We start from the raw sequence: 24,453 nt of genomic DNA, 5'->3' as shown, positions 1-24,453 counted from the left end.
TAGCACAAGGCACTCTCTCGCTTCAGTTCGCGGCGAAGTGGACCATTCCCCATCCTTCCCCGGAGGGGGACCGCCAGCGTCAGCTGGTGGTGGAGGGGTAGCGCGCCTCAAGCGACATGGCCCGTGGAGAATACCCCTCCACCAGCCTGCGGCTGGTCCCCTCCCCCTCCGGGGGAGGATTGGATTCGCCTACTTCATCTGTCGCGCGATCGCCGCCCGCGTCTTCTTGCCATAAGGCGGCTTGAGCCCCGCCAGCCCGGCCACGTCCAGCTTCGGCTGGCTGTACACCGCCTTGGCATGGCTGAACGTCCGGAAGCCGATCTCGCCGTGATAGGCGCCCATCCCCGACGGGCCGATGCCGCCGAACGGCAGCTCTTCCTGGCTGACATGGAAGATCACGTCGTTGATCGTCGCCCCGCCCGAGATCGTCCGGTCGAGCACCTGGCGCTTCTCGCCCTCATCCTTGCCGAAATAATAGAGCGCCAGCGGCCGGTCGCGCCGGTTGACCTCCCCGATCGCGTCCTCGACCTTCACGTAGCGCCGCACCGGCAGCACCGGCCCGAAGATCTCCTCCTGCATCACCGTCATGTCGTCGGTCGGGTTGCGGATGATGTGGAGCGGCAGCTTGCGCGAATTGGAGCTGCCCAGATCCTCGTTCGCCGGATTGACCGCGATCACTTCGGCACCCTTGGCCCGCGCATCGTCGATCCAGGCGGTCAGCCGCTCATAATGCCGGTCGTTGATGACCGCGGTATAGTCGGGGTTGGAGAGCAAAGTCGGATACATGCGCGTGGCCGCGGCGACGAGGCCGTCGACCACTTCGGCTTCCTTCTCCTCGGGCACCAGCATGTAATCGGGCGCCAGGCAGATCTGGCCGGCGTTGAGCATCTTGCCCAGTGCCACCCGCTCGGTCGTCTGGGCGATGTCGGCGGAGCGGCTCACCACCACCGGCGACTTGCCGCCCAGCTCGAGCGTCACCGGCACGAGGTTATCCGCCGCTGCGTGCAGGATATGCTTGGCGATGCCGGTAGCGCCGGTGAACAGCAGGTGATCGAAGGGCAGCTCGGCAAAGGCCTTGCCCGCCTCGGGCCCGCCGCTGACAAAGGCCAGCTCGGTCGCGTCGAAATAGCGCCCCGCCAGCTCGGCCATCACTTCGCTGGTCACCGGCGTGTATTCGCTGGTCTTCACCATCGCCCGGTTGCCCGCGGCGAACACGCCGGCCAGCGGGCTCACCACCAGCTGCACCGGGAAGTTCCACGGCGCGATGATCCCCACCACGCCCTTGGGCTGGTACTCGATATGCCCGCGTCCGCCGAGCAGCCCGAGCGGGAACAGCACCGGCTTGCGTGCCGGCTTCGCCCAGCGCGCCAGATGCTTGAGCGCATGCTTGAGCGGCCCCACCGAAGCAGCGATGTCGGTGATCATCGATTGCTCGCGGCTGCGATGCCCGAAATCCTCGCTCAGCGCGTCGCAGAGCTTGTCGGCATTGTCGGAGACCATCGCGATCGCGCGCTTCAGCCGGTCGCGCCGGCTGTCGAGCGAAACGGGCAGTTCGGCCATGAAGGCCGCACGCTGGGCGTCAAGCAGGTCGCGCATCTATCGATCCTCCCCTTTATCGTGTTGCAGTATGACACTAACGGCGGATGGCGGCGGCGGGTTGATCGCCTGCCCCAGCCACACCGCGAATGCGGCCGTCGCGAGCATCACGCCGAAGGGCAGCCGGTCGGTCGCGGTGATCCTGCGCCCGCCCAGCATCAGCCCCAGCACGCCCGCCAGTCCGATCAAACAGGCTGCAAGCAACACCAAAGGTAGCGCCTGCCATCCGAGCCACAGCCCGATGCCGCCGAACAATTTGGGGTCGCCGCCGCCCAGTCCCTGGCGCCCGCGCAGTCTCCGGTAGCTCCAGGCGACGATCCACAGCACCCCGAAGCCCGCCGCGCCGCCGATCAACCGGTCTTGCAACATTGGCTGTAACCCGATGATTCCCGTGGCCAATCCGACGATCGCCAGCGTCGCGGTCAGCTTGTTGGGCAGCCACAATGCCTCGATGTCGAGCGCCGCCAGCGTCAGCAGCAGCCAGCCGAACACGGCACCGGCGGCTCCCGCCGGATCGGGCGAGGCGATGGCCGCGGCAACGCCGATTGCGCCCCCCACCAGCTCGGTCAGGACATGTTGTACGCGGATCGGTGCACCGCATCCCCGGCAGCGCCCGCGCTGGAGAAGATAGCTCAGGACCGGGATCAGCTCACCGGCGCGCAGCCCCTTGGCGCAAACATCGCAGGCAGAGCGTCCGGTAGTGATCGCTTTTCCGGCGGGCCAGCGTATCGCCAGCGTCGCGATGAAGCTGCCGAAGATCAGCCCCAGCACCCCCAGCAGCACGGCCCATCCCCAGACCGGGTCAATCGTCATTCGCCACCCCGATCCGCTCCATGGCCCCGTCATGCCGCAGCGTGTCACTTTTGCAAACGATCACTTCCGATACTAGATGGACCCAAACCAATGAGAGGATCCCAAATGTCCGCCGACGACGTCGTCATCGCCTCCTATGCCCGCACCCCGATGGGGAGCTTCCAGGGGGCGCTGACCGAGGCTTCCGCCACCGATCTGGGCGCCGCCGCGGTGGGTGCCGCGGTCCAGCGCGCCGGGCTGAAGGGCGAGGCGATCGAGCGGATCTACATGGGCTGCGTCCTCCCCGCCGGCCTCGGCCAGGCCCCGGCCCGCCAGGCCGCGCTCAAGGCCGGCCTGCCCAATCACATCGAGGCGACCACGGTGAACAAGATGTGCGGCTCGGGCATGCAGGCGGCGATCATGGCCGCCGAGGCGCTCGCCGCCGGCTCGGTCGACATGCTGATCGCGGGCGGCATGGAGAGCATGACCAACGCCCCCTATCTCTCGCTGCGCCACCGCGCCGGCGCGCGCATCGGCCATGACGTGCTCAAGGACCACATGTACCTCGACGGGCTCGAGGATGCCTATGAACCCGGCAAGCTGATGGGCAATTTCGCCGAGGAAGTGGCGCAGGAATATCAGTTCACCCGTCAGGCGCAGGACGATTTCGCCATCGCCAGCCTCGAGCGCGCCAAGGCCGCCCAGGCGAGCGGCGCCTTCGATCGCGAGATCGTGCCGGTCGAGGTGAAGACCCGCAAGGGCGTGGTCCAGGTCGCCGCCGACGAGCAGCCCGCCAAGGGCGATCCGGCCAAGATCCCCACGCTCAAGCCCGCCTTCTCGAAGGACGGCACGATCACCGCCGCCAACGCCTCGTCGATCTCCGACGGCGCCGCCGCGCTGGTGATGACCCGGCTGAGCGTCGCCGAGAAGCTCGGCCTCACGCCCGTCGCCCGCGTCGTCGCGCATGCCGCCCATGCCCATGCCCCGGCCCGCTTCACCACCGCCCCGGTCTTCGCGATGAAGAAGGCGCTGGCAAAGGCCGGCTGGGCGATCAGCGATGTCGACCTGTTCGAAGTCAACGAGGCGTTCGCGGCGGTCGCGATGATCGCGATGAAGGAGCTGAGCCTCGATCACGCCGTGCTCAACGTGAATGGCGGCGCCTGCGCGCTCGGCCATCCGATCGGCGCGAGCGGCGCCCGCGTCCTCGCCACCCTGCTCTCGGCGCTGGAGACGCGCGGCGCCCGCCGCGGCCTCGCCTCGCTCTGCATCGGCGGCGGCGAAGCCACCGCGATGGCAGTGGAGCTGCTGGACTGAACTTGAACTGCTCCCCGGCGAAAGCCGGGGCCCAGGGTCACAAGCGACATCGTTCCTGGCCCTGGGCCCCGGCTTTCGCCGGGGAACCAGGAGGTATAATGGTCTTCGACTTGCGAGGCGCGCTGCTCAAAAAGGCCGAGGTCGAATCGGCGCGCCTCGACGATTTCGAATTCCGTCTGCGCGCCCGTACGATGCGCCTCCTCGCGCCGTTGATGGGTGTGGAGCCCGACCAGCTGGTCGCCCGCATCGCCGTGGAGCCCGACGAAGCGATCCTGGCCTCGCTCCCCGAAACCGCCCGCGCCTGGTATGACGAAGCCCGAACCGAAGCCCGCCGCCAGCTGATCGCCGAACGCGGCGATCCGACGCCTTACAAGCTGGCGTGATTTAGCCTCTTCCAATGTAGGATTTTGCCTGACACGCTCGTCAGGTTCTTTCTCATCGCAAATAGATCTGAAGCATAATCCGGCGCGAGATCAGTTAACCGCCTCACCCGGATCGGTGCCCCAGATATGGCTCTGCTCGATATAGCCGCCGCGTCCGGCGACGTCGAACCAGCACCAGCCGCTGGCGCAGCGGCTCACCCGGCCGACCACGCCCGGTGCCGCGCGCCAGCTTACTCGGGCATTGAAGCGCGGTGCGTCACGCATCTCGCTCACCGTACCGATCACCATCGCGGTACGCACATCGTCGAGCAGGTTCGCCAGCATCCAGCCCTGGGTGCCGTCGGGATCCTCGACCTTGCGCCACTCGCCATAGATGTCGATCACCTTGAGCGGCAGCCCGCGGCGCTGGTAGAGCCAGTTCGACGGATAGTTGCGCCCCGGCCCGGTGCGCATCCGCGCCTTCTCGGCCTTGATCGAAACGAAATAGGGCGTCTTGCGCTGTGCGAATGCAGGAACGGCCAGCCCCAGCGCGACGACGCCGAGCACGACCCATTTCCCGAAACGCATGCGACCCCCAATGAATATTGTGTGTGGGAACCGTTTACCCTGAGCAGCCCCTCGCCATCAACCGTTGACTGGCGCCCCTGCACCGGCCAAGCCGCCTTTTATGGCACAAGGCCCGCGCCCTTCCCGCCCCCGGGTGATCGTCACCCGCGCGCTGCCCGAGAGCATCGAGGCGCGCATGGCCGAATTGTTCGATGCGGCGACCAATCCCGGTGACGTGGCCCTGACCCGCGATCAGCTCGCCGCCGCGATGGCCGATTGCGACGTATTCGTTCCCACCGTTACCGACCGGGTCGATGCCGCGCTGATCCAGGCCGCGCCCGATCGCCTCCGGCTGATCGCCAATTACGGCGCCGGCGTCGGCCATATCGATCTCAAGGCCGCCCGCGAGCGTGGGATCACCGTGACCAACACTCCCGGCGTACTGACCGAGGATACTGCCGACATGGCGATGGCGCTGGTTCTCGCCGTGCCACGCCGGCTGGTCGAGGGCGATGAACTGGTCCGCCAGGGCGCGTGGAAGGGCTGGGCACCCACTTCGATGCGCGGCCACCGCATCGGCGGCAAGAAGCTCGGCATCCTCGGCATGGGGCGGATCGGCCAGGCCGTCGCGCTCCGCGCCCGTGCCTTCGGCCTGCAGATCCATTACCATAATCGCCACCGCCTGCCCCAGGTGCTCGAGGCACAGCTCGGCGCCACCTGGCATGGCGAACTCGATTCGATGATCGAGGCGGCGGACATCCTGACCATCCACACCCCGCATACCGATACCACCGGTGGCCTGATCGACGCGCGCCGGCTCGACCTGCTTGGCCCCAAAGGCTGGCTGATCAACACAGCCCGCGGCGAAATCGTCGATAATGAAGCAATGATCGCGGCGCTGACCGAGGGCCGCATCGCCGGTGCCGGGCTCGACGTCTATGTGGGCGAGCCCGCCGTCGATCCGCGCCTGATCGCGCTGGATAATGTCGTGCTGCTCCCGCACCTCGGCTCAGCCACCTTCGAGGGCCGCGAGGACATGGGCGTGAAGGTGATCTCGAATATCCGTGCCTGGTCCGACGGACATCGCCCGCCCGACCAAGTACTCGATGGCTGGGTGTAGTTTATCTTATAAATACTTTGCATTATCTGGAACAATAGCTCCAATCCGGAGCATCTTCCGTCCAATTAACCAAGGTCAGCAAGTCCTCGGTAAACGCATTTCCACGTAGTTATACCCTACGCAAAGCCACCTATAGGGTGCACCGCAAGGGGGACTTGAATGCAGCCGAGAGAATCGAGGCGGGAGGTCGTCATTCCCGCCCAGATGCGCAGCAAGCGAGGATGGTCTGACGTAACCATCCGCAACATCTCGCCGCATGGCATGATGTTGCTGGCGCCGTTCCCGCCCAGGCCGGGAACCTATGTCGAGGTCCGCCGGGCCTCGCTGGCGATGGTCGGCCGGGTCGTGTGGGTGAAGGGCAAGACGCTCGGCATCCAGCTGATCGAGCGGCTGAACTTCAACGCCCTGCTACGCGCCGCCAACGAAACCCTGGCCATCAGCAGCAACCGCACGGCGCGGAACAACGAGCCGCAGGTACCGGCCCCGGCGCTGCCGGCCGATACCTCACCAGGCATCTTCCAGAGCTGGCTGCGTGCCGGCATCGACCTCATCCGCGGCCAGAGCCGCCGCGACACCGCCACGGCGGATTTGACCGAAGCTTCCTGACGACTTTCCAAGACGTGGCCTAAGCCACGCAGGAAACCCCTCGATCGCCCCTAGTCGCCCGTCAGGATCCGGTCCACCAGCTGCTTCACCGTCGGCACGAAACCGTTCGAATAGAACGGGTCCCGCTTGAAGTGATAGGCAGCGTGCCCAGCGAACATCAGGTTCTCGTCGGTCGGGCCGCCATGCGCGATGTCCTGCAGCGTCTTCTGGATGCAGAAGCTGCGCGGGTCCGCCAGTCGCCCGGTCGAGTTGGTCTCGGTATCCGCCCAGGACGAGAAGGCGCACTGGCTAAGGCAGCCCATGCAGTCCTTCTGGTCGGTGCGGATGATCTGCTGCTCCTCGGGCGTGACGAACACCAAAGTGTTGTCCGGCGTCTTGAGCGCGGCGGTGAAGCCGTTGCCGAACCACTGGCGCGCGCGCAGCAGGTCGTTGCGCGTCACCCAGAAATTCTTGCCCTTCACGCCCACATCGAGCTGGAAGGTGTGGTCGCCCGCTTCCTCGGTCGAATAGGGGATCTGGCGCTCCGAGCGCGCTTCGAGATTGCGCAGGAACGGGTTGCGCACGGCGCTCGAATAGAAGCCGGTCGGCGAGAAGCGGTGCAGCAGCACTTCGCCTTCCTCGATCTGGGTCAGCTTCGACTTCCAGCCCTGCGGGATCGGGCTTTCCTGGGTCAGCAGCGGGCGCGTGCCGAACTGGAAGGCGATCTTGCCGAGCTCGGGATTGTCGATCCAGTCGTTCCAGTCGCGCAGGAACCAGACGCCGCCGGCCATCACGATCGGCACATCGTCCGAGATGCCGCCCTCGCGCATCACCGCGCGCAGTTCCTTGACGCGCGGATACGGGTCCTGCGGCTGCAACGGGTCCTCGGCATTCGACAGGCCGTTATGGCCGCCGGCAAGCCAGGGATCCTCATAGACCACCGCCGCCAGCCATTCGCTCGCCTTGGAATAGGCGCGCTTCCACAGCGCGCGGAAGGCGCGGCCCGAGCTGACGATCGGCAGGTAGTTGACGTTGTACGACGCCGCGATCTCGCTGAGCTTGTAGGGCATGCCCGCGCCGCAGGTGACGCCGGCCACCATGCCGCGGGTGCGCTCGAGCACGCCGTGCAGCACGCGCTGCGCACCGCCCATTTCCCACAGCACGTTGATGTTGATCGCACCCTTGCCGCCGGCGATCTCGAAGGCCTTCTTGACCTGCTGGACGGCGCCTTCGATCGCATAGGCGATCAGCTCTTCATGGCGCTCGCGGCGCGTTAGTGCGTTGTAGATCTGCGGGATGATCTTGCCGTCGGCATCATAGCTGTCGGCATTGACCGCGGAGACCGTGCCGATGCCGCCCGCGGCGGCCCAGGCGCCTGCGCTGGCGTGGTTGGTGGCAGCCACACCCTTGCCCCCCTCGACGATCGGCCAGACCTCGCGGCCGTTGTACAGGATGGGCGACAGACCCTTGAACACAGAACCTCCAGACTAAAAATTCGGGCGACGCTAGACGCATTGGACGCAACAAGCGAGCAACATTCGTTATTGCAGTGCGTCAGGTCGTCCCATTGCGGCGCCATAGAGCCGCGCATAGGCGGCGATCATTTCGCTCTCATCGTAGAACGCACGGGCGCGCGCGCGGTTCTCCTCGCCGACGAGCTTGCGCTCCTCGGGATGCTTCACGAACATGTCGATCCGGTCGCGCAGCACCACTTCGCTGCGCTCGGGGGGCAGGAAGTGGCGGTTGCGGTCGCCGACCATCGAAGGGATGTCGCCCACCATCGGCGCGACCACCGGCAATCCGGCGGCCATCGCCTCGAGCACCGAAAGCGGCGCCTGCTCGCTCTTCGAGGAGAGCGCGAACACGTCGAACAGCCCCATATAGCGATGCGGCTCGCGCAGGAATCCGGGCAGGATCACGTCATCCTCGATCGCCATTGCCTCGGCGGCATCGAGTATGGCCTGGCGCTCGGGCCCCTCGCCCACGATCACCAGCTTGAAGCGCGTGTTGAGCCCGGCGACGGCGCGGACCAGCATCGGCAGGTCCTTGACCGGCCGTAGCCCCGCCACGGCACCGACCACCAGCGTGCCGGGCTTCTTCTTCTTGAGTTCGGGGATCAGCTCGACATCGGGCTTGCCGGCGAACTGCATCGTCGGGATGCCGTTGGCAATGCGGAACAGCCGTTCGGCCGGCTGGCGCCAGTGCTTCAGCGCGATCCGCTCCAGCACTTCGGAAGGCACCACCAGCGCGTTGGCGGCGGGCAGCGCGATCCGGCGATACATGTTGCGCACCGGGTTGAGCCGCTCGGCCTCATCCTGGTTGAACCCGTCCTCGTGGTGGATCACCGGCGGCAGGCCCTTGCCGAACACGCGCGCCGCCATCACCCCGTCGATCGCGCCCCAATTATAGGTCAGCACCAGGTCGAACCGGCGCATGTAGCGCGCGATCGCCTCATAGCGCTTCGCGGAAGGCTTGCCCGAGAGCGGCGGCGGATCCAGCGCGATCTCGTACTTGATCCCCTGGGCGATCATCGCCCGCGCCTCGAGCTGGTCGGGCATCGCCGAGACGATCGTGTGCCGCGCCTTGTCGCCGAACGCATTCATCAGCCGCACGGCGCGCGCTTCCTTGCCGCCGAGGTTGAAGGTCGAATGGAGATGGAGGATGTGGATGGGCATCGTTGGAATGGCTCGATAGTCAATCCGTCATCCCGGCGAAAGCCAGGATATCGCGCGGCAAGAGTTCGACACGTGCCACAGAATCCCGGCCCGCGTCGTGACGGCGATCAAATCTTCGCCAGCAGCCGCTCGATCCCCGCCACCGCCTCGGGCTCCTCCAGCGTCGGTGCATGGCCGATGCCCGGCACCGTCACCAGCTCGGCACCCTGCACCCGCGCCACCATCCGCTCGGCGGTATCCTCGCTCAGGATATCCGAGCGCTCGCCGCGCACGATCAGCAGCGGGCGACCGTTCATCGCCTCGATCGTCGGCCACATGTCCGGCCCGGTCTCGTTGCCCGGCACGCGGAAGGGCTCGGCGATCTTCATGTCGTAATCGAGCACGATCCGCCCCGAGCTGTTCACCCGGTAGAGCCGCTTGGCCATGCGCAGCCAGTCCTCGATCCCATAGTCCGGATAGACATCGGCATTGCCCTCGGCGACGCCGCGCGCCGCGTGCATCCAGGTCGGGTACCACACCGCCTTGCCGACATAGGTGCGGATCCGCGCCAGCCCGGCCGGATTGATCTCGGGGCCCACGTCATTGAGCACCACGCCCGCCAGCTTGTCGCGCTCGGTGGCGGCGAGCAGCATCGTCACCAGCCCGCCCAGCGAGGTGCCGACCGCGACGAACTTCTCGACCTTCAGCTCCTCGAGCAGCGCCTCGACGTCCTGGAAATAGGTGAGCGGCACATAGGACATCGGGTCCTTGGCATAGCCGCTCTCGCCGCGCCCGCGGAACTCGACGCACAGCACGCGCCACTGCCCGGCCAGCCGCTCGGCCAGCGCCTCATAGTCGCGCGCATTGCGGGTCAGCCCCGGGAAGCACAGCACCGGCGGCTTGTCCGCCGGGCCTGCATATTCGCGATAGTGGAGACGAATCCCGTCCCGCGACCACCAGAAACCGTCGGAATAGTTGCGTCGCTCGGCCATCCTTCCCCATATCGCTGCATGGACTTCACTCCGCAACAGGCGATCCTCGAACTCGGCGACAGCTTCTACGATCCCGTAGCAGCCGCGCGCTTTCCCCAGACCATCCTGCGCTTCCGCAACGATCGCGCGGCGGCGCAGGTCGGGCTGGACGGCCTGTCGGACGAGCAATGGATCGCTCATTTCGGCCGCTTCGAACCGCTGAAGGGCAGTCTCCCGACTCCGCTGGCGCTGCGCTATCACGGCCATCAGTTCCGCGTGTACAACCCCGAGATCGGCGACGGCCGCGGCTTCCTGTTCGCGCAGATGACCGACGTGCAGGGCCGGCTGCTCGACCTCGGCACCAAGGGATCGGGCCAGACGCCGTACAGCCGCTTCGGCGACGGCCGACTCACCCTCAAGGGCGGTGTCCGCGAGATCCTCGCCACCGAGATGCTAGAGGCGCTGAATGTCGAGACCAGCCGCACCTTCTCGCTGATCGAGACCGGCGAGGAGCTGCACCGCGGTGACGAGCCCTCGCCCACCCGCTCCTCGGTGCTGGTCCGGATGAGCCACGGCCATATCCGCATCGGCACCTTCCAGCGCCTCGCCCATTTCCAGGAGACCGAGGCGATGGAGCGCCTCGTCGCCTATGTGCTGCGCCACTATTATGGCGAGGAACCCGGCGAGGACGCTCCCGCCCGGCTGCTCGCCCATGTCGCCAGGCGCACCGCGACGATGGCCGCACGCTTCATGGCCGCCGGCTTCGTCCACGGCGTGCTCAACAGCGACAATATCAACGTCGCCGGCGAGAGTTTCGACTACGGCCCGTGGCGCTTCGCTCCCTTCTGGGAATCGGGCTTCACCGCCGCCTATTTCGACCATGCCGGGCTCTACGCCTTCGGGCGCCAGCCCGAGGCGATCTACTGGGACGTGATGCAGCTCGCCATCGCGCTGCGCCAGATCGCCGACGAGGAGCCACTGATCGCGGCGATGGAGGGCTTTGCCGAAGTCTATCAGCGCGAAGTGACCGCCGCGCTGCTCTGGCGGCTCGGCGTCGCCCCGCGCAGCGCCGAGGCCGACCGGGTGCTCGCCGGCGTGCTCGAAAAGGCACTGGCGGAGACGCTCACGCCGATCGACCAGTTCTTCTTCGATGCGTTCGGCGGCACGCTGCCCGAGGAATATGGCGAAGCATTCGACGATCTGCGCGGCCAGCTCGCCTTCTACCAGCCCCGCAAGGCCCGCGATCACGCCTATTGGAGCGGCACGCCCTGCTCGATGCTGATCGACGAAGTCGAGACGATCTGGGCGTCGATCGCCGAGTCGGACGATTGGGGGCCTCTCCACGCCAAGGTGGCGGCGATCCGCCGGATGGCGGAGGCCCTTGGGGGTTCCGATAAGGCATAGCCATCGTCAGAAACGTGCCGGGGCCTGGCACTGGCCTCGCCGCGAAAATTGGTGCAAGAGCGCCTGAACCTTCCTGAAAGACCAAGTTCCCCTACATCGATGCCCGGCACGGAAATCATCTCGACCGAACCCGCAACCGGCGCCGTGCTGTGGCGCCAGATGAGCGGAGACGCCGACAAGGAAGTCGCCCTTGCGCGCGCCAGCTGGGCCGCCTGGGCCGCCCATCCCCTTGCCTATCGGATCGAAGCGCTGCGCCGCTTCGCGAACGTGGTGCGGCAAAAGGCGGATGCCTTCACCGACCTGCTCGCGCGTGAGACCGGCAAGCCGCTCTGGGAAGCGCGCACCGAAGTCGAGACGGTGATCGCCAAGGTCGATATCTCGATCACCGCCTATTCGGAGCGCACCGGCCAGCGCCGCATCGATGCGCCGATGAACACCCGGCTGGCGCTGCGCCACAAGCCGCACGGCGTGCTGGCGGTGCTCGGGCCGTACAATTTCCCGGTCCACCTGCCCAACGGCCATATCGTCCCGGCGCTCCTCGCGGGCAACGCAGTGGTGTTCAAGCCGTCGGAGAAGACCCCGGCCTCGGGCGCTTTCCTGGTCGATTGCTATCACGCCGCCGGCATTCCGGAGGGCTGTGTCCGCCTGCTGATCGGCGGTCCGGACGAGGGCAAGGCGCTGGCCGGCCACCCGGATATCGACGGTCTGCTGTTCACCGGCTCGGCCAATACCGGCATCGCGCTCAACCGCCAGTTCGCCACCCGGCCCGAGAAGATCCTCGCGCTCGAGATGGGCGGCAACAATCCGATTGTCGTGTGGGACACGCCCGATCTCTATTCGGCCGCCGTGCTCGTCGTGCAGTCCGCCTTCACCACCGCCGGCCAGCGCTGCACCGCCGGCCGCCGGCTGATCGTCGACGAGAAGCTCTACGATCCGCTGATGGCCGAGCTCAACAAGCTGATCGGCCGTCTGATCATCGGCGAGCCGCATGCCGATCCCGCCCCGTTCATGGGGCCGGTGATCGACAATGACGCCGCCGACATGCTCACCGAGAGCTTCCTTGCCCTCTCCACCATGGGCGGCCGGCCGCTGCGCCACATGGAGCGCCCGATCGAGGGCCGCCCCTTCCTCACCCCTGGCATGATCGACATGACCGAGGCGAAGGAGAAGGTCGATGTCGAGCTGTTCGGCCCGATCCTCCAGGTCTTCCGGGTGAACAGCTTCGAGCAGGCGATCGTCGAGGCGAACGACACGCGCTACGGCTTGTCCGCCAGCCTGGTCTCGCAGGATCCCAAGCTCTACGATCAGTTCTGGGCGAACATCCGCGCCGGCATCGTCAACTGGAACCGCCCGACCAACGGCGCGTCCTCGGCGGCGCCGTTCGGCGGCGTGGGCTGGTCGGGCAACCACCGTCCCAGCGCCTATTACGCCGCCGACTATTGCGCCTATCCGGTGGTCTCCTCGGAGAGCGAATCCTCCCGCGCCTCGATGGGCATCGGCCTGCGCGACGCCTGAGCCGGCTGGACTTCTTGGTTCCCCGGCGAAAGCCGGGGCCCAGGGTTTCTCTGCCGTGCCGCTCTATTACCCTGGGCCCCGGCTTTCGCCGGGGAACAACAAGGCTGAGCACAGCCACCTCAAGGGGCCGCACCCAGCAACACTTTGTTACCGTCGCGTCGTTGAAGCGGCCATAACCGCCCCCTAGATTATCCCTTGCGGACCGGGCCCCTCTGGCGAGGGCTTTCAAAGCCCTCGTGATGTCGGACCGCATCGAGCGCGCTCGGTGCAGGTTTGGACGGTACTCCCCCTTCCCTCCCCACCAAGCCTGAGCCGGGTGCCGCTCGATCGAACTTGCTTCGATTGGAGTTTTCGCACGTGAACCCTCTTTACCAGATCCCCCGCACCGGCGCTGCCGCGGCGCGCTTTGACGAGGGACTGCGCCAGCACATGCTGGGCATCTATCGCAACATGGGGATCGGTCTGGCGATCACCGGCCTCGTCGCGCTCGCCGTGGCGAACACGCCGGTGCTGGTCGCGCTGATCTTCGGCACGCCGCTCAAGTGGGTGGCGATGTTCGCGCCCCTCGCCTTCATCTTCTTCTTCCAGTTCCGCATCGAGCGGATGAGCACCGCCGGCGCCCGCACCGCCTTCTTCGCCTTTGCCGGCGTGATGGGCGTGTCGATGGCAAGCATCTTCCTGGTCTTCACCGGGCAGAGCATCGCCATGGCTTTCTTCGCCGCCGCCGCGATGTTCTTGGCGCTCAGCCTGTTCGGCTACACCACCAAGCGTGACCTGACCGGCATGGGCACCTTCCTGTTCGTCGGCCTGATCGCGGTGGTGCTGGTGAGCATCGTCAACGTCTTCATCGGCTCGACGATGCTGCAGACCCTGCTCTCGATCGTCGGCATCGGCGTGTTCGCCGGCCTCACCGCCTGGGACACGCAGCGCCTGAAGAGCGAATATGCCTATTACGGCCGCAGCGAAGCCGCCGACAAGCTGGCGATCATGGGCGCGCTCTCGCTCTACCTGAACCTGATCAACATGTTCCAGCTGCTGCTGAACCTGGTCGGCGAGAGGGAGTAACCGGCATGGCCAGCTTCACCTGCCCCGTCGACGGCACCGTGCTGGTGCCGGTCGAGCGCTCGGGGATCGAGATCGACCATTGCCCCAGCTGCCGCGGCGTGTGGCTCGATCGCGGCGAGCTCGACAAGATCATCGAGCGGAGCGCCGTTCCGGCGGCACCCGTTCAGGCCCAGGCGCCACAGCCGCAATATCGCGAAGAGCGCCCGCGCTACGACGATCGTGCCGGCTACGGCCATGGCGGCGGGAAATATCCGCCGAAGCGCCGCAAGTCGTTCCTCGAGGAACTGTTCGACTGATCCTTTCCCAGCCCGTGTGCACGGCGCAGTCACACGGGCGGACGGGAGCGCGGCCCTTCCACCCCCTCACCTGCGAGGGTCGCGCCCCGTCCAACCCCACTTCCTCCCCGCGCCACACTGGCTATCATGTGATCGCTAACAGGGGAGGAAGACCATGATTACCCGCAGGTCCGTGCTCGGATCGACCGCTGCCGCCCTGGGCGCCGCCGCACTCCCCCTTCCCGCAACCGCAAGCGCCCCCGGCGACTTCGTCACCCGCAAGGGCAAGGGCCTCCTTTTCGGCGGCAAGCCCTATCGCTTCGCCGGCAGCAACATGTGGTACGCCGCATGGCTGGGTGCCGACGCGCCCTGGGGCAATCGCGACCGCCTCCGCCGCGAACTCGACACGCTGGCTGGCATCGGCGTGCGCAACCTCCGCATCGCCGCCTCGGCCGAGGATTCGCCGCTCAAGAACTCGGTGAAGCCCGCCTTCCGCACCAAGGGCAGCGCCTGGAACCCAGCGCTGGTCGATGGCCTGGCCTATGCGCTCGCCGAGATGGGCAAGCGCGACATCAAGGCCGTGCTCTACCTCACCAATTTCTGGGAATGGTCGGGCGGGATGATGACCTACCTGTCCTGGGTGAATGGCGGGAAGTATCTCGACATGAACGACCCCGCGCATCCCTGGCCCGAATTCCCGGACATGACCGCGCAGTTCTACGCGAACAGCGAGGCGGTCGGCCTCTTCCACGACTATGTCCGCGCCACCGTGAAGCGCCATGCCGATGACCCCACGATCATGGCCTGGCAGCTCGCCAACGAACCGCGCCCGGGCGGCAGCCCCAAGTCCGCCGAGCCTTTCCTCGCTGCGTATAATGGCTGGATCCAGGGCACCGCGAAGCTCATCAAGTCGCTCTCGCCCAGGCACCTCGTCTCGACCGGCAGCGAGGGCCTCAAGGGCTCGATCGAGCGCGCCGATGTCTACAAGGCCGCGCATGCCTTCGCCGAGATCGACTATCTCACCGCGCATATCTGGCCGCTCAACTGGGGCTGGGTCGATGCCAGGAACATTGCCGGCACCAACGACGCCAGCTTCGCCAAAGTGCGCGAGTATATCGCTCAGCACATCGCGCTGGCGACCGAGATCGGCAAGCCGCTGGTGATCGAGGAATTCGGCTATCCCCGCGACGGTGGCGGCTATGATCCGGAGAGCGCGACCAGCTTCAAGGACGGCTATTACAAGCTGATCTACGACGCGGTGGAGGCCAATCCGGGCATCATCGCCGGCTCGAACTTCTGGGCATGGAACGGCGAAGGCCGCCCGGTGCACGGCGACCACCGCTTCAAGCCCGGCGACACCGCCTGGCTCGGCGACCCGCCGCACGAACCGCAGGGCTGGTACGGCGTGTTCGACAGCGATGCGAGCACACGGGCGGTGGTGGCCGCCCATGCGAAAGCCCTCGCCCCGGTATAGTTTGGCTAGGCCGGGGCCAAGCAAGCGTCGGTTGAAGCAAAAGGTGTCGGGGCGCATCTGCCACTGATGGCGACCCTTCTCGATCCAACCGCGCGCGGGCGCGTGATTCTCGTTGGTGCCGGCCCGGGCGATCCGGGCCTGCTCACCGTGCGCGCCATCGAGGCGCTCAAGCAGGCGGACGTGCTCGTCCATGACGGCCTTGTCGATCCCCGCGTCCTCGATCTCGCGCCCCAGGCCCACCGCATCTCGGTCGCCAAGTCGCGCTCGAAGCACACCGTGCCGCAGGACGCGATCAACGCGCTGATCGTCGCGCATGTGAAGACAGGCGCGATCGTCGTGCGCCTCAAGGGCGGCGACCCGTTCATCTTCGGCCGCGGCGGCGAGGAAGTCGAAGCCGTGCGCGCCGCCGGGCTCCCGGTGGAAGTCATCCCCGGCATCTCCGCCGCGCTCGGCGCCGCCGCCGAGGTCAACCTGCCGCTCACCCACCGCGACTGGTCGAGCGCGGTCAGCTTCGTCGCCGGCCAGTGCAAGGGCCTGTCCGAGCAGGACTGGTCCGGCCTGGCCGGCAAAGGCCGCACGCTGGTGATCTACATGGGCGTCGCCACCTGCCCGGACATCAGCGAGAAGCTGATGAACGACGGCGTTTCGCCCGACATGCCCGTCGCCGTGCTCGAGCGCGGCACGCTGGAGGGCAGCCGCGCGCTGCGCACCATCCTCGCCGATCTTGGGCCGATGGTGAGCCGCGAGAAGGTCAAGAGCCCCGCGATCATCATCGTCGGCGAAGTCGTCATGCTGGCCGACGCCCAGGACAAGCTCGGCCAATGGGCCAAGGCGGCGGAGGCGCTGGCATGAAGCTGCTCACCGGCAACGATCTCGCCAGCGGCGACGTCACCTGGTGGACCGGCTCGGGCTGGTCGCGCCATGTCGAGGACGCCGTCGATGTCGGCGACCAGGGCGAGGCGATCGCCCATGCCGAGGAGGGCGCGCGCCGCGTCAACGGCCCCTATGTGATCGACGCGACCCTTACGCCCGAGGGCCCGCGCCCCGCGCATATCAAGGACCGCATCCGCGCGCTCGGCCCCACCGTCCGCCCGGACCTGACCCTCAAGCCCGCCGACCCCAATGCCGGCAGCTGGGTGATCTGACATGTACAAATACGACGAATATGACCATTCCATCGTCGCCGCGCGCGTCGAGGAATTCCGCGACCAGGTGACCCGCCGCCTCGCCGGCCAGATCACCGAGGACCAGTTCAAGCCGCTGCGGCTGATGAACGGCCTCTACCTCCAGCTCCATGCGTACATGCTGCGCGTCGCGGTGCCCTATGGCACGCTCGACAGCCGCCAGATGCACATGCTGGCGCACATCGCCCGCAAGTACGATCGCGGCTATGGCCATTTCACCACGCGCCAGAACCTCCAGTACAACTGGATCAAGCTCGAGGACGCGCCCGACATCCTCGCCGAGCTGGCGACGGTCGAGATGCATGCCATCCAGACCAGCGGCAACTGCATCCGCAACATCTCCTCGGACCAGTTCGCCGGCGCGGCCGCCGACGAGCTGACCGATCCGCGCCCCTGGGCCGAGCTGCTGCGCCAGTGGAGCACCTTCCACCCCGAGTTCAGCTACCTGCCGCGCAAGTTCAAGATCTGCGTGATCGCCGCCGAGGAAGACCGCGCGGCGATGCGCCTCCACGATATCGGCATCCAGATCGTCGAGAAGGACGGCCAGCTCGGGGCCGCGATTTACGTGGGCGGCGGCATGGGCCGCACCCCGATGATCGCCCCGCTGATCAAGGACTTCGTGCCCTTCGACGATTTCGTCAGCTATCTCGAGGCCTGCCTGCGCGTCTACAATCGCTATGGCCGCCGCGACAACATGTACAAGGCGCGGATCAAGATCCTGATCCACGAGCTCGGCGCGGACAAATACGCCGCCGAGGTCGAGGAGGAGTTCGCCGCGGTGAAGGCGCTCGGCATCGATCCGCCCCAGGCCGAGTTCGACCGCATCGCCGCCCATTTCGCGCCGCCCGCCTATGACGCGGACGCGCCCGACACGCTCGATCGCAGCGATCCCGATTTCGCCGTCTGGCTCGACCAGAACGTCTCGGCGCACAAGCAGCCGGGCTATGCGGTCGTCACGATCAGCCTCAAGCCGATCGGCGGCATTCCCGGCGACGCCACCGCCGACCAGATCGACCTGATGGCCGATCTCGCCAAGGCCCACAGCTTCGACGAGCTTCGCGTCACCCACGCCCAGAACATCGTGCTGCCGCATGTCCGCAAGGCCGATCTCTACGCGCTCTGGCAGCAGCTGCGCGACGCCGGCCTGGCCGAGGCCAATCTCGACCTGATCAGCGACATCATCGCCTGCCCGGGCCTCGACTATTGCAGCCTCGCCAACGCCCGCTCGATCCCGCTGGCGCAGAAGATCGCAACGCGCTTCTCGGACATCGGCCGCCAGCGCGAACTCGGCGAGCTCAAGCTCAAGATCAGCGGCTGCATCAATGCCTGCGGCCACCATCATGCCGGCCATATCGGCATCCTCGGTGTCGATCGTAAGGGCGTCGAGAACTACCAGCTGCTGCTCGGCGGCTCGGGCGCGGAGGACGTGTCGCTCGGCACGATCACCGGCCCCGGTTTCAGCGAGGACGGGATCGTCGACGCGATCGAGAAGGCCACCAACGTCTATCTCGCCCGGCGCGAGGACGGCGAGCGCTTCCTCGACACCTATCGCCGCCTCGGCATGGCCCCGTTCAAGGAGGCGATTTATGGGTGATCTACTGCGCTACCGCGACGACGAGGCGCATGAGGAGCCCGCGGTCACGCTCGACGCGTTCCTCGGCCAGTCCAACGCCACGGCCGTCCGCATCGAGAGCGGCGAGGACGCCCGCGTCCTCCTCCCCTATCTCGATCGCATCGCGCTGGTCGAAGTGAGCTTCCCCAAGTTCCGCGACGGCCGCGGCTATTCCACCGGCCGCATCCTGCGTGAGGCAGGCTATCAGGGAGAGCTGCGCGCCCAGGGCGATGTGCTGGTCGACCAGATCCCACTGATGCGCCGCTGCGGCTTCGACAGCTTCGCGCCCGAGGCACCGGTCGACGAAGCCGTGCTCGCCGCCAGCCTCGCCCGCTACGAGTTCCACTATCAGGCTGCCGCCGATCCGGCGGTGCCGGTATGGAAACGCCGGCATGGCTGAGGCCGCGCGCAAGGTGGACCGGGAGATCGACCGCATCGACGTCGCCCCGCGCTGGACGGCGGCCGACGCGATCCGCCTGAACAACCTGTTCCGCGGCACCGACACGCCCGAGATGCTGCGCGAAGTGCTGGGCAACCACATGCTCGGCGACGTCGCGCTCGTTTCCTCCTTCGGCGCCGAGAGCGCGGCCCTGCTCCATCTCGTCGCCCAGGCCGATCCCAACACCCCTGTGATCTTCCTCGATACCGGCAAGCATTTCCCTGAGACGCTGGCCTATGTACGCGAGCTTGCGGACTTCATCGGCCTCACCAACCTCCAGATCATCGCGCCCGATGCCGAGACGATCGAGAAGCGCGACGGCACGGGTCTCCGCTGGTCCTATGATCCGGACGGCTGCTGCGAGATCCGCAAGGTCATCCCGCTCGAAAAGGCGCTGGCCGGCTTCGATGCCAGCATCACCGGCCGCAAGGCATTCCAGGCCTCCACCCGCAACGCCCTGCCCCGCTTCGAGCTCGACGGCGACCGGATGAAGTTCAACCCGCTGGCCAGCTGGACCAAGCAGGACATCGAGGCCTGGTTCGAGACGCACGACCTGCCCCGCCACCCGCTGGAGGCGCAGGGCTATCTCTCGATCGGCTGCGCGCCCTGCACCAGCGTGGTCAAGCCGGGCGAAGACCCCCGCTCGGGCCGCTGGCGTGGCTGGGACAAGACCGAGTGCGGCATCCACACGCCGGTGGAAGACGGCGACCCCAACCAGCCGAGCTTCTGATAGCCTGGGGGCGATGTCGATTCGTCCCCTGCTTCCGCTGTTCGCGCTGCTCGCCACCGCGAACGCCCCCGCTCCCGACTGGCGCCTTGGACCCGGCGAGGCCCCGGCGCATTTCGCCGCCCGTATCCTCGGCCGATCCGAAGGCGATCTGAACATCGTCGATGCGGCTTGGAACACCCGCCGCACGATCTTCACCGACTATCAGCGCATCGAACGCGAGAAGGACTACAACGTCACCTATCGCGAGCTGTTTGCGCTCGTGCGGCAGCCGGCCGGTGACTGGCGGAAGATCGCCGTCACCACCGGAGAGGAAGAAGGCGGCGAGGCGGAAGTCGCGGCGGTCGGCTTCGCCAATGCCGATCGCGATGCGGACCGCGAGTTGATCGTCATCCTCAAATGGCCGCAGCAGCATTACGACTATAGCGGCGCCTTCTACGAGGTCCGCCTGTTCGACACGCCCGCCGCCGGCAAGCCAGCGCTGGCCTATCTCGAAGGCGTCAGCAAGAAGTTCGGCGGCGTCGGCTGCGAGTGCAGTTCGCGCGAGGGCGGCGACACCCACTATCGCTTCAAGACGATCGCCGCGGTGAAGCAGGAGCTGAAGCGGCTGGGTTACTGAACCGGGCAGCTATATCCCACCGGCTCGCTCCACCCCTCGTCCAGTGCGCGCAGCGCCCGATCATAGGCCGGATCGCGGGTTACCCGCACCTCGCCCATCCGCGGCGGAACCAGGCATTGCGGCCACAGCCCATGATTTTCCGGGCTCTCCTTCCAGGTGAAGCGGAAGGCGAGCAACGGGATGCCGATCTCCATTCCCGAATTGGGCAGGGTCAGCTCCCATTTATAGCCGCTGGTGTTGCCGCCATGGGTGCCGCCCACTTCCTCGCCGACGAGCAGCCCGCGCCGGGTCGCGAACAGCATGGATGCGAGTTCGGCACCGCCTGAAAAAGTGTAGCCGCCGGCCAGCACCGCCAGCTGCCCCTTGTAGACCGGGCTGGCCTTTTCCCAGCGCGTCATCAGCCCCTCGGGCGGCGCGTTGATGCGCAGCAGGTCGCCGTTGGGCGCCGCCTCCACCGTCTTCAGCTCGTCCGCGCCGTAGATTTCCTGCTCGAACACCTTGCCCGACAGGCTGGTCACCCGAAGCTTGTTCGGCCGCGAGCGGACCGACGCGTATTTCTGGAACGGCTCCTCGACCAGATAGGACAAGAGGATGCTCTCGTTCGGCTCCGATCCGCCGCCATTGTCGCGCAGGTCGAGGATCAGCTTCTTCGCGCCCCGCGCGGCAAGCTGCTCGAAGATCGCCTGGATCGTCTTGCGATAGTCGGCCCCCGCCGCCCGGTAGCGCCGGTTGCTGAACGTCGGGACGTAGAGATAGGCGGTATCGGCATTGACCCAGCTCAGCGTCGCCACCGGATCGGGATCCGCCGGCGGCGCCGGGCGGGCGCTGACCGGCACCGGCTTCAGCCGCCGCGTCATCAGCTTGCCGTCGGGCAGCTTGAGCTCCACCAGATAGTCGGGCTCGTTGCCGCGCAGCCACCACCGCGCCACCGCATAGCCGCGCCCCTCCCGGTCGCGCATCACGCCGGTACGGTTGTCGCCGTCATGCGGGCTCACCTGCATCATCTCGGCGATCATCGAGGAATCCCAGGTGCCGTTCAGCCAGGTCAGCTGGGTGCCCGGCGGGATATCCGCGGCTTCGCCATAGCCCGCCGTGACGAATGCCCCATTGTCGGCCCAAAACAGGTCTAGCGGGAACAACCGCGCCGATTCCCGGTACCGGCAATTCATCCCGTCGCTGCGCGCGACCGAGAGATGCCCCTCGCCGATCCCGCGCAGCAACGGGCTCAGCGCGCGGAACAGTTCCTCCTCGCTCGTCGCTTTAGCCGCTTGCGCGCGCGCCACGGCCTTGCGCCGCGCCCAGTCCTCGGGCCTTTGCCGCCAATGGATATCCGGGAGCCCCGCCTCGGCCGCGGAGATCGCCAGTTCGAGATCCTCCCGCGCCTGTTCGGGCGTGAGCTGGCCGGCCGGGCAGGCGATCGCAAGAGCAAATGCCAGGAACATGCCTGTTTGATACGCCGGCGTATCGAACCGCGTCGACAGAATATCTCAATCCAATGCAGATCTTCGCCGGCTTGGTTCCCCGGCGAAGGCCGGGGCCCAGTCTCGGCGCAGCTGGTTGGAACGGTCAAACCTCTCGAACGACGTCGCAACAGTCCTACCCGCAGCAGAACGCGACGCGCCTATACCCGGTTAGCGCTCGCGCATGATCCGCTCGACCCGGTTGGTCAGGTCGTCCACCGCGAAGGGCTTGGTCAGCACTTCCATGCCATGCTCGATATGGCCGTGGTTGAGCACGGCGTTCTCGGCATAGCCGGTGACGAACAGCACCTTGAGTTCCGGCCGCGCCACTCGCGCCGCATCGGCCACCTGCCGGCCGTTGAGCCCGCCCGGCAGGCCGACATCAGTGATCATCAGGTCGATCCGCTCGGCCCCCTCCAGCAGCCGCAGGCCCGCCGGTCCGTCGGCGGCCTCGATGCAGGAATAGCCCAGTTCGCCCAGCGCATCGACGATCAGCATCCGCACGGTCGGCTCGTCATCGACCACCAGCACGGTCTCGCCGGCATGGCTGCGTGCCACGGCACCGCCGCCCAGTTCAGGCGCGGGCGCGTCTTCCTCGCCCAGGTGCCGGGGCAGGTAGATGCACACCATCGTCCCCTGGTCGAGTTCGGAATAGATCCGCACATGGCCATGGCTCTGCCGCGCGAAGCCATAGACCATCGACAGGCCCAGCCCCGTCCCCTCGCCCAGCGGCTTGGTAGTGAAGAAGGGATCGAACACCCGGTCGAGGATGTCGCGCGGGATGCCGACGCCCGTGTCGCTCACGCACACCGTCACATATTGCCCCGGATCGAGCCCGCGCTCGCGCGCCGTGCGGTGGTCGAGCCATTTATTGCCCGTCTCGATCGTGATCTTGCCGCCGCCCGGCATCGCGTCGCGGGCGTTGATGCACAGGTTGAGAATCGCATTCTCGAGCTGGTTGGCATCGACCAGGGTCGGCCACAGCCCGCCTGCCGCGATCGTCTCGACTTCGATCGCCGGGCCCACCGTACGCTGCACCAGCTCGACTAGGTCGGTGAGCAGCCGGTTGATCACCACGGCCTTGGGCGACAAGGTCTGCCGGCGCGAGAAGGCCAACAGCCGGTGGGTCAGTGCCGCCGCCCGCCGCGTGGCGCCCTGCCCGGCGGTAAGGTATTTGTCGACGTCGCGGTTGCGCCCCTGCGACAGCCGCGTCCCGATCATCTCGAACGCGCCCGAGATGCCGGCGAGCAGGTTGTTGAAGTCGTGCGCGATCCCGCCGGTCAGCTGGCCGACGGCTTCCATCTTCTGCGCCTGGCGCAGCGCTTCCTCGGCATTGCGCAGCCGGGTCTGCTCCTGCAGCCGGTCGGTCACGTCATAGGCGAACTGATAGGCGCCGATCTGCTTGCCCGCGGCATCGTGCAGCGGGCTGAAGCGCACTTCGTAGAAATGCTCCTCGTCGCTGCCCTGCCCAGTCTCGACGATTTCGGTGAAGCTCTCGCCCGCCAGCGCCCGCGCCCAGAGCGCATCGACCGAGGCGCGCAGCTCGGCATGGTTGACCACCAGGTCGGCCATCCGGTCGCCCACGCGCGGATAGACGCCGAATACCGTCTCGAACTCGCGCGCCGCCGCGCCGTTGATCGCCACCCAGCGCCGGTCCATGTCGACCACCTGGATGAACGCGGCGGTGCCCTCGACCACGTCCGCGAGCACCCGCCGCTCGGCCAGTGCGTCGGCGACGCGGGCCTCCAGCGTCTCGTTGAGCCGCTGGAGATCGATCTCGGCCCGCCGCCGCTCGGTCACGTCCTCGAACAGCACCGCCACCTGCCTGCGGCTCGCCGGCTCGATCCGGAAGGCGGAGAGCGACAAATAGCGCCGCGTCGCCTCCAGCTCGCGCTCGAAGCGGATCGGCACGCCGGTGCGCAGCACCTCGCCGTAGCGCGCCACCCAGTCGCCCGCCTCGTCGGGCACCATCTCGCGCACCTTCTGCCCCACGACATTGGGGATGCCGGCATGGCGCGCATAGGCGGCGTTCGCCTCGACATGGACATAGTCGCTCAAGGGACCCTGCGGCCCGTCGAGAAACTCGATGACGCAGAAGCCCTCGTCCATCGAATCGAACAGCGTGCGGTAGCGCAAATCCGCCTCGTCGCGCCGCCGGAGCTCGCGCCGGGCGTCGAGCTGGGCCATCACCTGGCGCGCCAGCACCTTCAGCGTGCGCTGCTGCAGCTCGCTCAGCTGCTTCGGCACGGTATCGAGCACGCAGAGCGTCCCGATCGGCCAGCCTTCCGCCGACTTGAGCAGCGCGCCCGCATAGAAGCGCAGGTGCGACTCGCCGGTCACCAGCGGATTGCAGTCGAACCGCCCGTCCCGCGTGGCGTCCGGCACCTCGAGGAAATCCGCCTCCAGGATCGCATGCGCGCAGAAGCTGGTCTCCAGCGGCGTCTCGCGCACGCCCAGCCCCACTTCGGCCTTGAAGAACTGCCGGCCCTCGCCGACCAGGTTCACCACCGCGATCGGCGTGCCGCAGATGTCCGCCGCCAGGCGCGCGATCTCGTCGAACGCCGCCTCGGGCTCGGTATCCAATATGTCATAGGCCGCGAGCGCCTCGAGCCTTTGCCGCTCGCGCCCTTCCGCCATGTTCTCTGTCATCGACCCGGGGAAACCGCTCTCTCCACCACGCCGCGGGACCGCGACGCTAGCTGCTAGACGCTTGGCGGG

23 protein-coding genes are annotated in these 24,453 nt (G+C 67.1%); 15 read left to right on the top strand and 8 right to left on the bottom strand.

Going from position 1 to position 24,453, the window contains the following annotated elements; genetic code table 11:
- Positions 1-189: 189 nt before the first annotated feature.
- Entirely contained in the window at positions 190-1,596 is a 1,407-nt protein-coding gene (locus AC1RJ5_RS00820; protein WP_269575520.1) for a coniferyl aldehyde dehydrogenase, read from the bottom strand.
- Entirely contained in the window at positions 1,597-2,409 is an 813-nt protein-coding gene (locus tag AC1RJ5_RS00815; protein ID WP_493111173.1) for a prepilin peptidase, read from the bottom strand. It lies immediately after the preceding gene.
- 105 nt (positions 2,410-2,514) lie between these two features.
- Between AC1RJ5_RS00815 and AC1RJ5_RS00810 the strand changes: the two genes are divergently transcribed.
- Both AC1RJ5_RS00810 and AC1RJ5_RS00805 read left to right on the top strand, forming a co-directional pair.
- Positions 2,515-3,702: an acetyl-CoA C-acyltransferase gene (locus tag AC1RJ5_RS00810; RefSeq protein WP_342250497.1), complete on the top strand. Its 1,188-nt coding sequence runs from the start codon at positions 2,515-2,517 to the stop codon at positions 3,700-3,702.
- Between the two features lie 98 nt (positions 3,703-3,800).
- A complete protein-coding gene (locus tag AC1RJ5_RS00805; RefSeq protein ID WP_342251576.1) occupies positions 3,801-4,085 on the top strand; it encodes a hypothetical protein in 285 nt (94 codons plus the stop codon).
- A 90-nt stretch (positions 4,086-4,175) separates the two neighbouring features.
- Here AC1RJ5_RS00805 and AC1RJ5_RS00800 read toward each other — a convergent pair whose 3' ends face one another.
- Positions 4,176-4,652 carry an SH3 domain-containing protein gene (locus AC1RJ5_RS00800; protein WP_184165581.1) on the bottom strand — a complete coding sequence of 159 codons (477 nt, stop codon included), beginning with the start codon at positions 4,650-4,652 and terminating at the stop codon, positions 4,176-4,178.
- A gap of 100 nt (positions 4,653-4,752) precedes the next feature.
- On the opposite strand from AC1RJ5_RS00800, the gene AC1RJ5_RS00795 reads away from it, so the two are divergent.
- Both AC1RJ5_RS00795 and AC1RJ5_RS00790 read left to right on the top strand, forming a co-directional pair.
- Positions 4,753-5,751, top strand: a complete 999-nt coding sequence (locus AC1RJ5_RS00795; protein ID WP_269575524.1) for a 2-hydroxyacid dehydrogenase — start codon at positions 4,753-4,755, stop codon at positions 5,749-5,751.
- 159 nt (positions 5,752-5,910) lie between these two features.
- A complete protein-coding gene (locus AC1RJ5_RS00790; protein ID WP_342251577.1) occupies positions 5,911-6,357 on the top strand; it encodes a PilZ domain-containing protein in 447 nt (148 codons plus the stop codon).
- 50 nt (positions 6,358-6,407) lie between these two features.
- On the opposite strand, the gene AC1RJ5_RS00785 is transcribed toward AC1RJ5_RS00790, so the two are convergent.
- The 3 genes from AC1RJ5_RS00785 to AC1RJ5_RS00775 all read right to left on the bottom strand — a co-directional run bounded on the left by AC1RJ5_RS00785 (position 6,408) and on the right by AC1RJ5_RS00775 (position 9,982).
- Complete coding sequence (locus AC1RJ5_RS00785) at positions 6,408-7,811, bottom strand: NAD(P)H-dependent flavin oxidoreductase (RefSeq protein WP_269575526.1); 1,404 nt, start codon at positions 7,809-7,811, stop codon at positions 6,408-6,410.
- Between the two features lie 66 nt (positions 7,812-7,877).
- Entirely contained in the window at positions 7,878-9,011 is a 1,134-nt protein-coding gene (locus AC1RJ5_RS00780; RefSeq protein ID WP_269575527.1) for a glycosyltransferase family 4 protein, read from the bottom strand.
- A gap of 107 nt (positions 9,012-9,118) precedes the next feature.
- Positions 9,119-9,982 (bottom strand): alpha/beta fold hydrolase, encoded by an 864-nt coding sequence (locus AC1RJ5_RS00775; protein ID WP_269575528.1) that lies wholly within the window; start codon positions 9,980-9,982, stop codon positions 9,119-9,121.
- A gap of 18 nt (positions 9,983-10,000) precedes the next feature.
- On the opposite strand from AC1RJ5_RS00775, the gene AC1RJ5_RS00770 reads away from it, so the two are divergent.
- From AC1RJ5_RS00770 to AC1RJ5_RS00720, 11 genes are all read left to right on the top strand, one after another.
- Positions 10,001-11,365 (top strand): protein adenylyltransferase SelO family protein, encoded by a 1,365-nt coding sequence (locus AC1RJ5_RS00770; RefSeq protein WP_493111167.1) that lies wholly within the window; start codon positions 10,001-10,003, stop codon positions 11,363-11,365.
- A gap of 99 nt (positions 11,366-11,464) precedes the next feature.
- The gene (gene astD, locus AC1RJ5_RS00765; RefSeq protein ID WP_269575530.1) at positions 11,465-12,880 is read left to right on the top strand and encodes a succinylglutamate-semialdehyde dehydrogenase; all 1,416 of its coding nucleotides are present in this window, start codon (positions 11,465-11,467) and stop codon (positions 12,878-12,880) included.
- A 357-nt stretch (positions 12,881-13,237) separates the two neighbouring features.
- Positions 13,238-13,945 carry a Bax inhibitor-1/YccA family protein gene (locus tag AC1RJ5_RS00760; protein WP_269575531.1) on the top strand — a complete coding sequence of 236 codons (708 nt, stop codon included), beginning with the start codon at positions 13,238-13,240 and terminating at the stop codon, positions 13,943-13,945.
- Between the two features lie 5 nt (positions 13,946-13,950).
- Entirely contained in the window at positions 13,951-14,241 is a 291-nt protein-coding gene (locus AC1RJ5_RS00755) for a TFIIB-type zinc ribbon-containing protein (protein WP_269575532.1), read from the top strand.
- 154 nt (positions 14,242-14,395) lie between these two features.
- Positions 14,396-15,694: a glycoside hydrolase 5 family protein gene (locus AC1RJ5_RS00750; protein WP_493111163.1), complete on the top strand. Its 1,299-nt coding sequence runs from the start codon at positions 14,396-14,398 to the stop codon at positions 15,692-15,694.
- A 66-nt stretch (positions 15,695-15,760) separates the two neighbouring features.
- The gene (cobA, locus tag AC1RJ5_RS00745) at positions 15,761-16,546 is read left to right on the top strand and encodes a uroporphyrinogen-III C-methyltransferase (RefSeq protein ID WP_493111161.1); all 786 of its coding nucleotides are present in this window, start codon (positions 15,761-15,763) and stop codon (positions 16,544-16,546) included.
- Complete coding sequence (locus AC1RJ5_RS00740; protein ID WP_269575535.1) at positions 16,543-16,839, top strand: DUF2849 domain-containing protein; 297 nt, start codon at positions 16,543-16,545, stop codon at positions 16,837-16,839. The genes cobA and AC1RJ5_RS00740 overlap by 4 nt, the downstream gene beginning before the upstream one ends.
- 1 nt (position 16,840) lies before the next feature.
- On the top strand, positions 16,841-18,472 hold the full coding sequence (locus AC1RJ5_RS00735) for a nitrite/sulfite reductase (RefSeq protein WP_342251222.1): 1,632 nt from the start codon (positions 16,841-16,843) through the stop codon (positions 18,470-18,472).
- Entirely contained in the window at positions 18,465-18,890 is a 426-nt protein-coding gene (locus AC1RJ5_RS00730; RefSeq protein WP_184165541.1) for a DUF934 domain-containing protein, read from the top strand. The genes AC1RJ5_RS00735 and AC1RJ5_RS00730 overlap by 8 nt, the downstream gene beginning before the upstream one ends.
- Positions 18,883-19,659, top strand: coding sequence for a phosphoadenylyl-sulfate reductase (locus AC1RJ5_RS00725; protein WP_493111157.1), 777 nt, complete (start codon positions 18,883-18,885; stop codon positions 19,657-19,659). Before AC1RJ5_RS00730 ends, AC1RJ5_RS00725 begins: the two co-directional genes overlap by 8 nt.
- Before the next feature lie 13 nt (positions 19,660-19,672).
- Positions 19,673-20,275, top strand: coding sequence for a hypothetical protein (locus AC1RJ5_RS00720; RefSeq protein WP_493111155.1), 603 nt, complete (start codon positions 19,673-19,675; stop codon positions 20,273-20,275).
- Here AC1RJ5_RS00720 and AC1RJ5_RS00715 read toward each other — a convergent pair.
- A complete protein-coding gene (locus AC1RJ5_RS00715) occupies positions 20,269-21,717 on the bottom strand; it encodes a S41 family peptidase (protein WP_493111153.1) in 1,449 nt (482 codons plus the stop codon). The two genes, AC1RJ5_RS00720 and AC1RJ5_RS00715, sit on opposite strands and share 7 nt — an antisense overlap.
- A gap of 189 nt (positions 21,718-21,906) precedes the next feature.
- Complete coding sequence (locus AC1RJ5_RS00710; RefSeq protein WP_493111151.1) at positions 21,907-24,384, bottom strand: PAS domain-containing protein; 2,478 nt, start codon at positions 24,382-24,384, stop codon at positions 21,907-21,909.
- Between the last annotated feature and the right edge of the window lie 69 nt (positions 24,385-24,453).

The sequence above is a fragment of the Sphingomonas sp. GW822-FHT03G08 genome, assembly GCF_058801135.1.
This window is presented reverse-complemented; position numbering and strand designations above follow the sequence as displayed.

Excerpts from the sequence above, each read along its gene's own strand:
- AC1RJ5_RS00820 (WP_269575520.1), bottom strand. The coding sequence starts at position 1,596 with ATGCGCGACCTGCTTGACGCCCAGCGTGCGGCCTTCATGGCCGAACTG.
- AC1RJ5_RS00815 (WP_493111173.1), bottom strand. The coding sequence starts at position 2,409 with ATGACGATTGACCCGGTCTGGGGATGGGCCGTGCTGCTGGGGGTGCTG.
- AC1RJ5_RS00810 (WP_342250497.1), top strand. The coding sequence starts at position 2,515 with ATGTCCGCCGACGACGTCGTCATCGCCTCCTATGCCCGCACCCCGATG.
- AC1RJ5_RS00805 (WP_342251576.1), top strand. The coding sequence starts at position 3,801 with ATGGTCTTCGACTTGCGAGGCGCGCTGCTCAAAAAGGCCGAGGTCGAA.
- AC1RJ5_RS00800 (WP_184165581.1), bottom strand. The coding sequence starts at position 4,652 with ATGCGTTTCGGGAAATGGGTCGTGCTCGGCGTCGTCGCGCTGGGGCTG.
- AC1RJ5_RS00795 (WP_269575524.1), top strand. The coding sequence starts at position 4,753 with ATGGCACAAGGCCCGCGCCCTTCCCGCCCCCGGGTGATCGTCACCCGC.
- AC1RJ5_RS00790 (WP_342251577.1), top strand. The coding sequence starts at position 5,911 with ATGCAGCCGAGAGAATCGAGGCGGGAGGTCGTCATTCCCGCCCAGATG.
- AC1RJ5_RS00780 (WP_269575527.1), bottom strand. The coding sequence starts at position 9,011 with ATGCCCATCCACATCCTCCATCTCCATTCGACCTTCAACCTCGGCGGC.
- AC1RJ5_RS00775 (WP_269575528.1), bottom strand. The coding sequence starts at position 9,982 with ATGGCCGAGCGACGCAACTATTCCGACGGTTTCTGGTGGTCGCGGGAC.
- AC1RJ5_RS00770 (WP_493111167.1), top strand. The coding sequence starts at position 10,001 with ATGGACTTCACTCCGCAACAGGCGATCCTCGAACTCGGCGACAGCTTC.
- astD (WP_269575530.1), top strand. The coding sequence starts at position 11,465 with ATGCCCGGCACGGAAATCATCTCGACCGAACCCGCAACCGGCGCCGTG.
- AC1RJ5_RS00755 (WP_269575532.1), top strand. The coding sequence starts at position 13,951 with ATGGCCAGCTTCACCTGCCCCGTCGACGGCACCGTGCTGGTGCCGGTC.
- AC1RJ5_RS00750 (WP_493111163.1), top strand. The coding sequence starts at position 14,396 with ATGATTACCCGCAGGTCCGTGCTCGGATCGACCGCTGCCGCCCTGGGC.
- cobA (WP_493111161.1), top strand. The coding sequence starts at position 15,761 with ATGGCGACCCTTCTCGATCCAACCGCGCGCGGGCGCGTGATTCTCGTT.
- AC1RJ5_RS00740 (WP_269575535.1), top strand. The coding sequence starts at position 16,543 with ATGAAGCTGCTCACCGGCAACGATCTCGCCAGCGGCGACGTCACCTGG.
- AC1RJ5_RS00735 (WP_342251222.1), top strand. The coding sequence starts at position 16,841 with ATGTACAAATACGACGAATATGACCATTCCATCGTCGCCGCGCGCGTC.
- AC1RJ5_RS00730 (WP_184165541.1), top strand. The coding sequence starts at position 18,465 with ATGGGTGATCTACTGCGCTACCGCGACGACGAGGCGCATGAGGAGCCC.
- AC1RJ5_RS00725 (WP_493111157.1), top strand. The coding sequence starts at position 18,883 with ATGGCTGAGGCCGCGCGCAAGGTGGACCGGGAGATCGACCGCATCGAC.
- AC1RJ5_RS00720 (WP_493111155.1), top strand. The coding sequence starts at position 19,673 with ATGTCGATTCGTCCCCTGCTTCCGCTGTTCGCGCTGCTCGCCACCGCG.
- AC1RJ5_RS00715 (WP_493111153.1), bottom strand. The coding sequence starts at position 21,717 with ATGTTCCTGGCATTTGCTCTTGCGATCGCCTGCCCGGCCGGCCAGCTC.
- AC1RJ5_RS00710 (WP_493111151.1), bottom strand. The coding sequence starts at position 24,384 with ATGACAGAGAACATGGCGGAAGGGCGCGAGCGGCAAAGGCTCGAGGCG.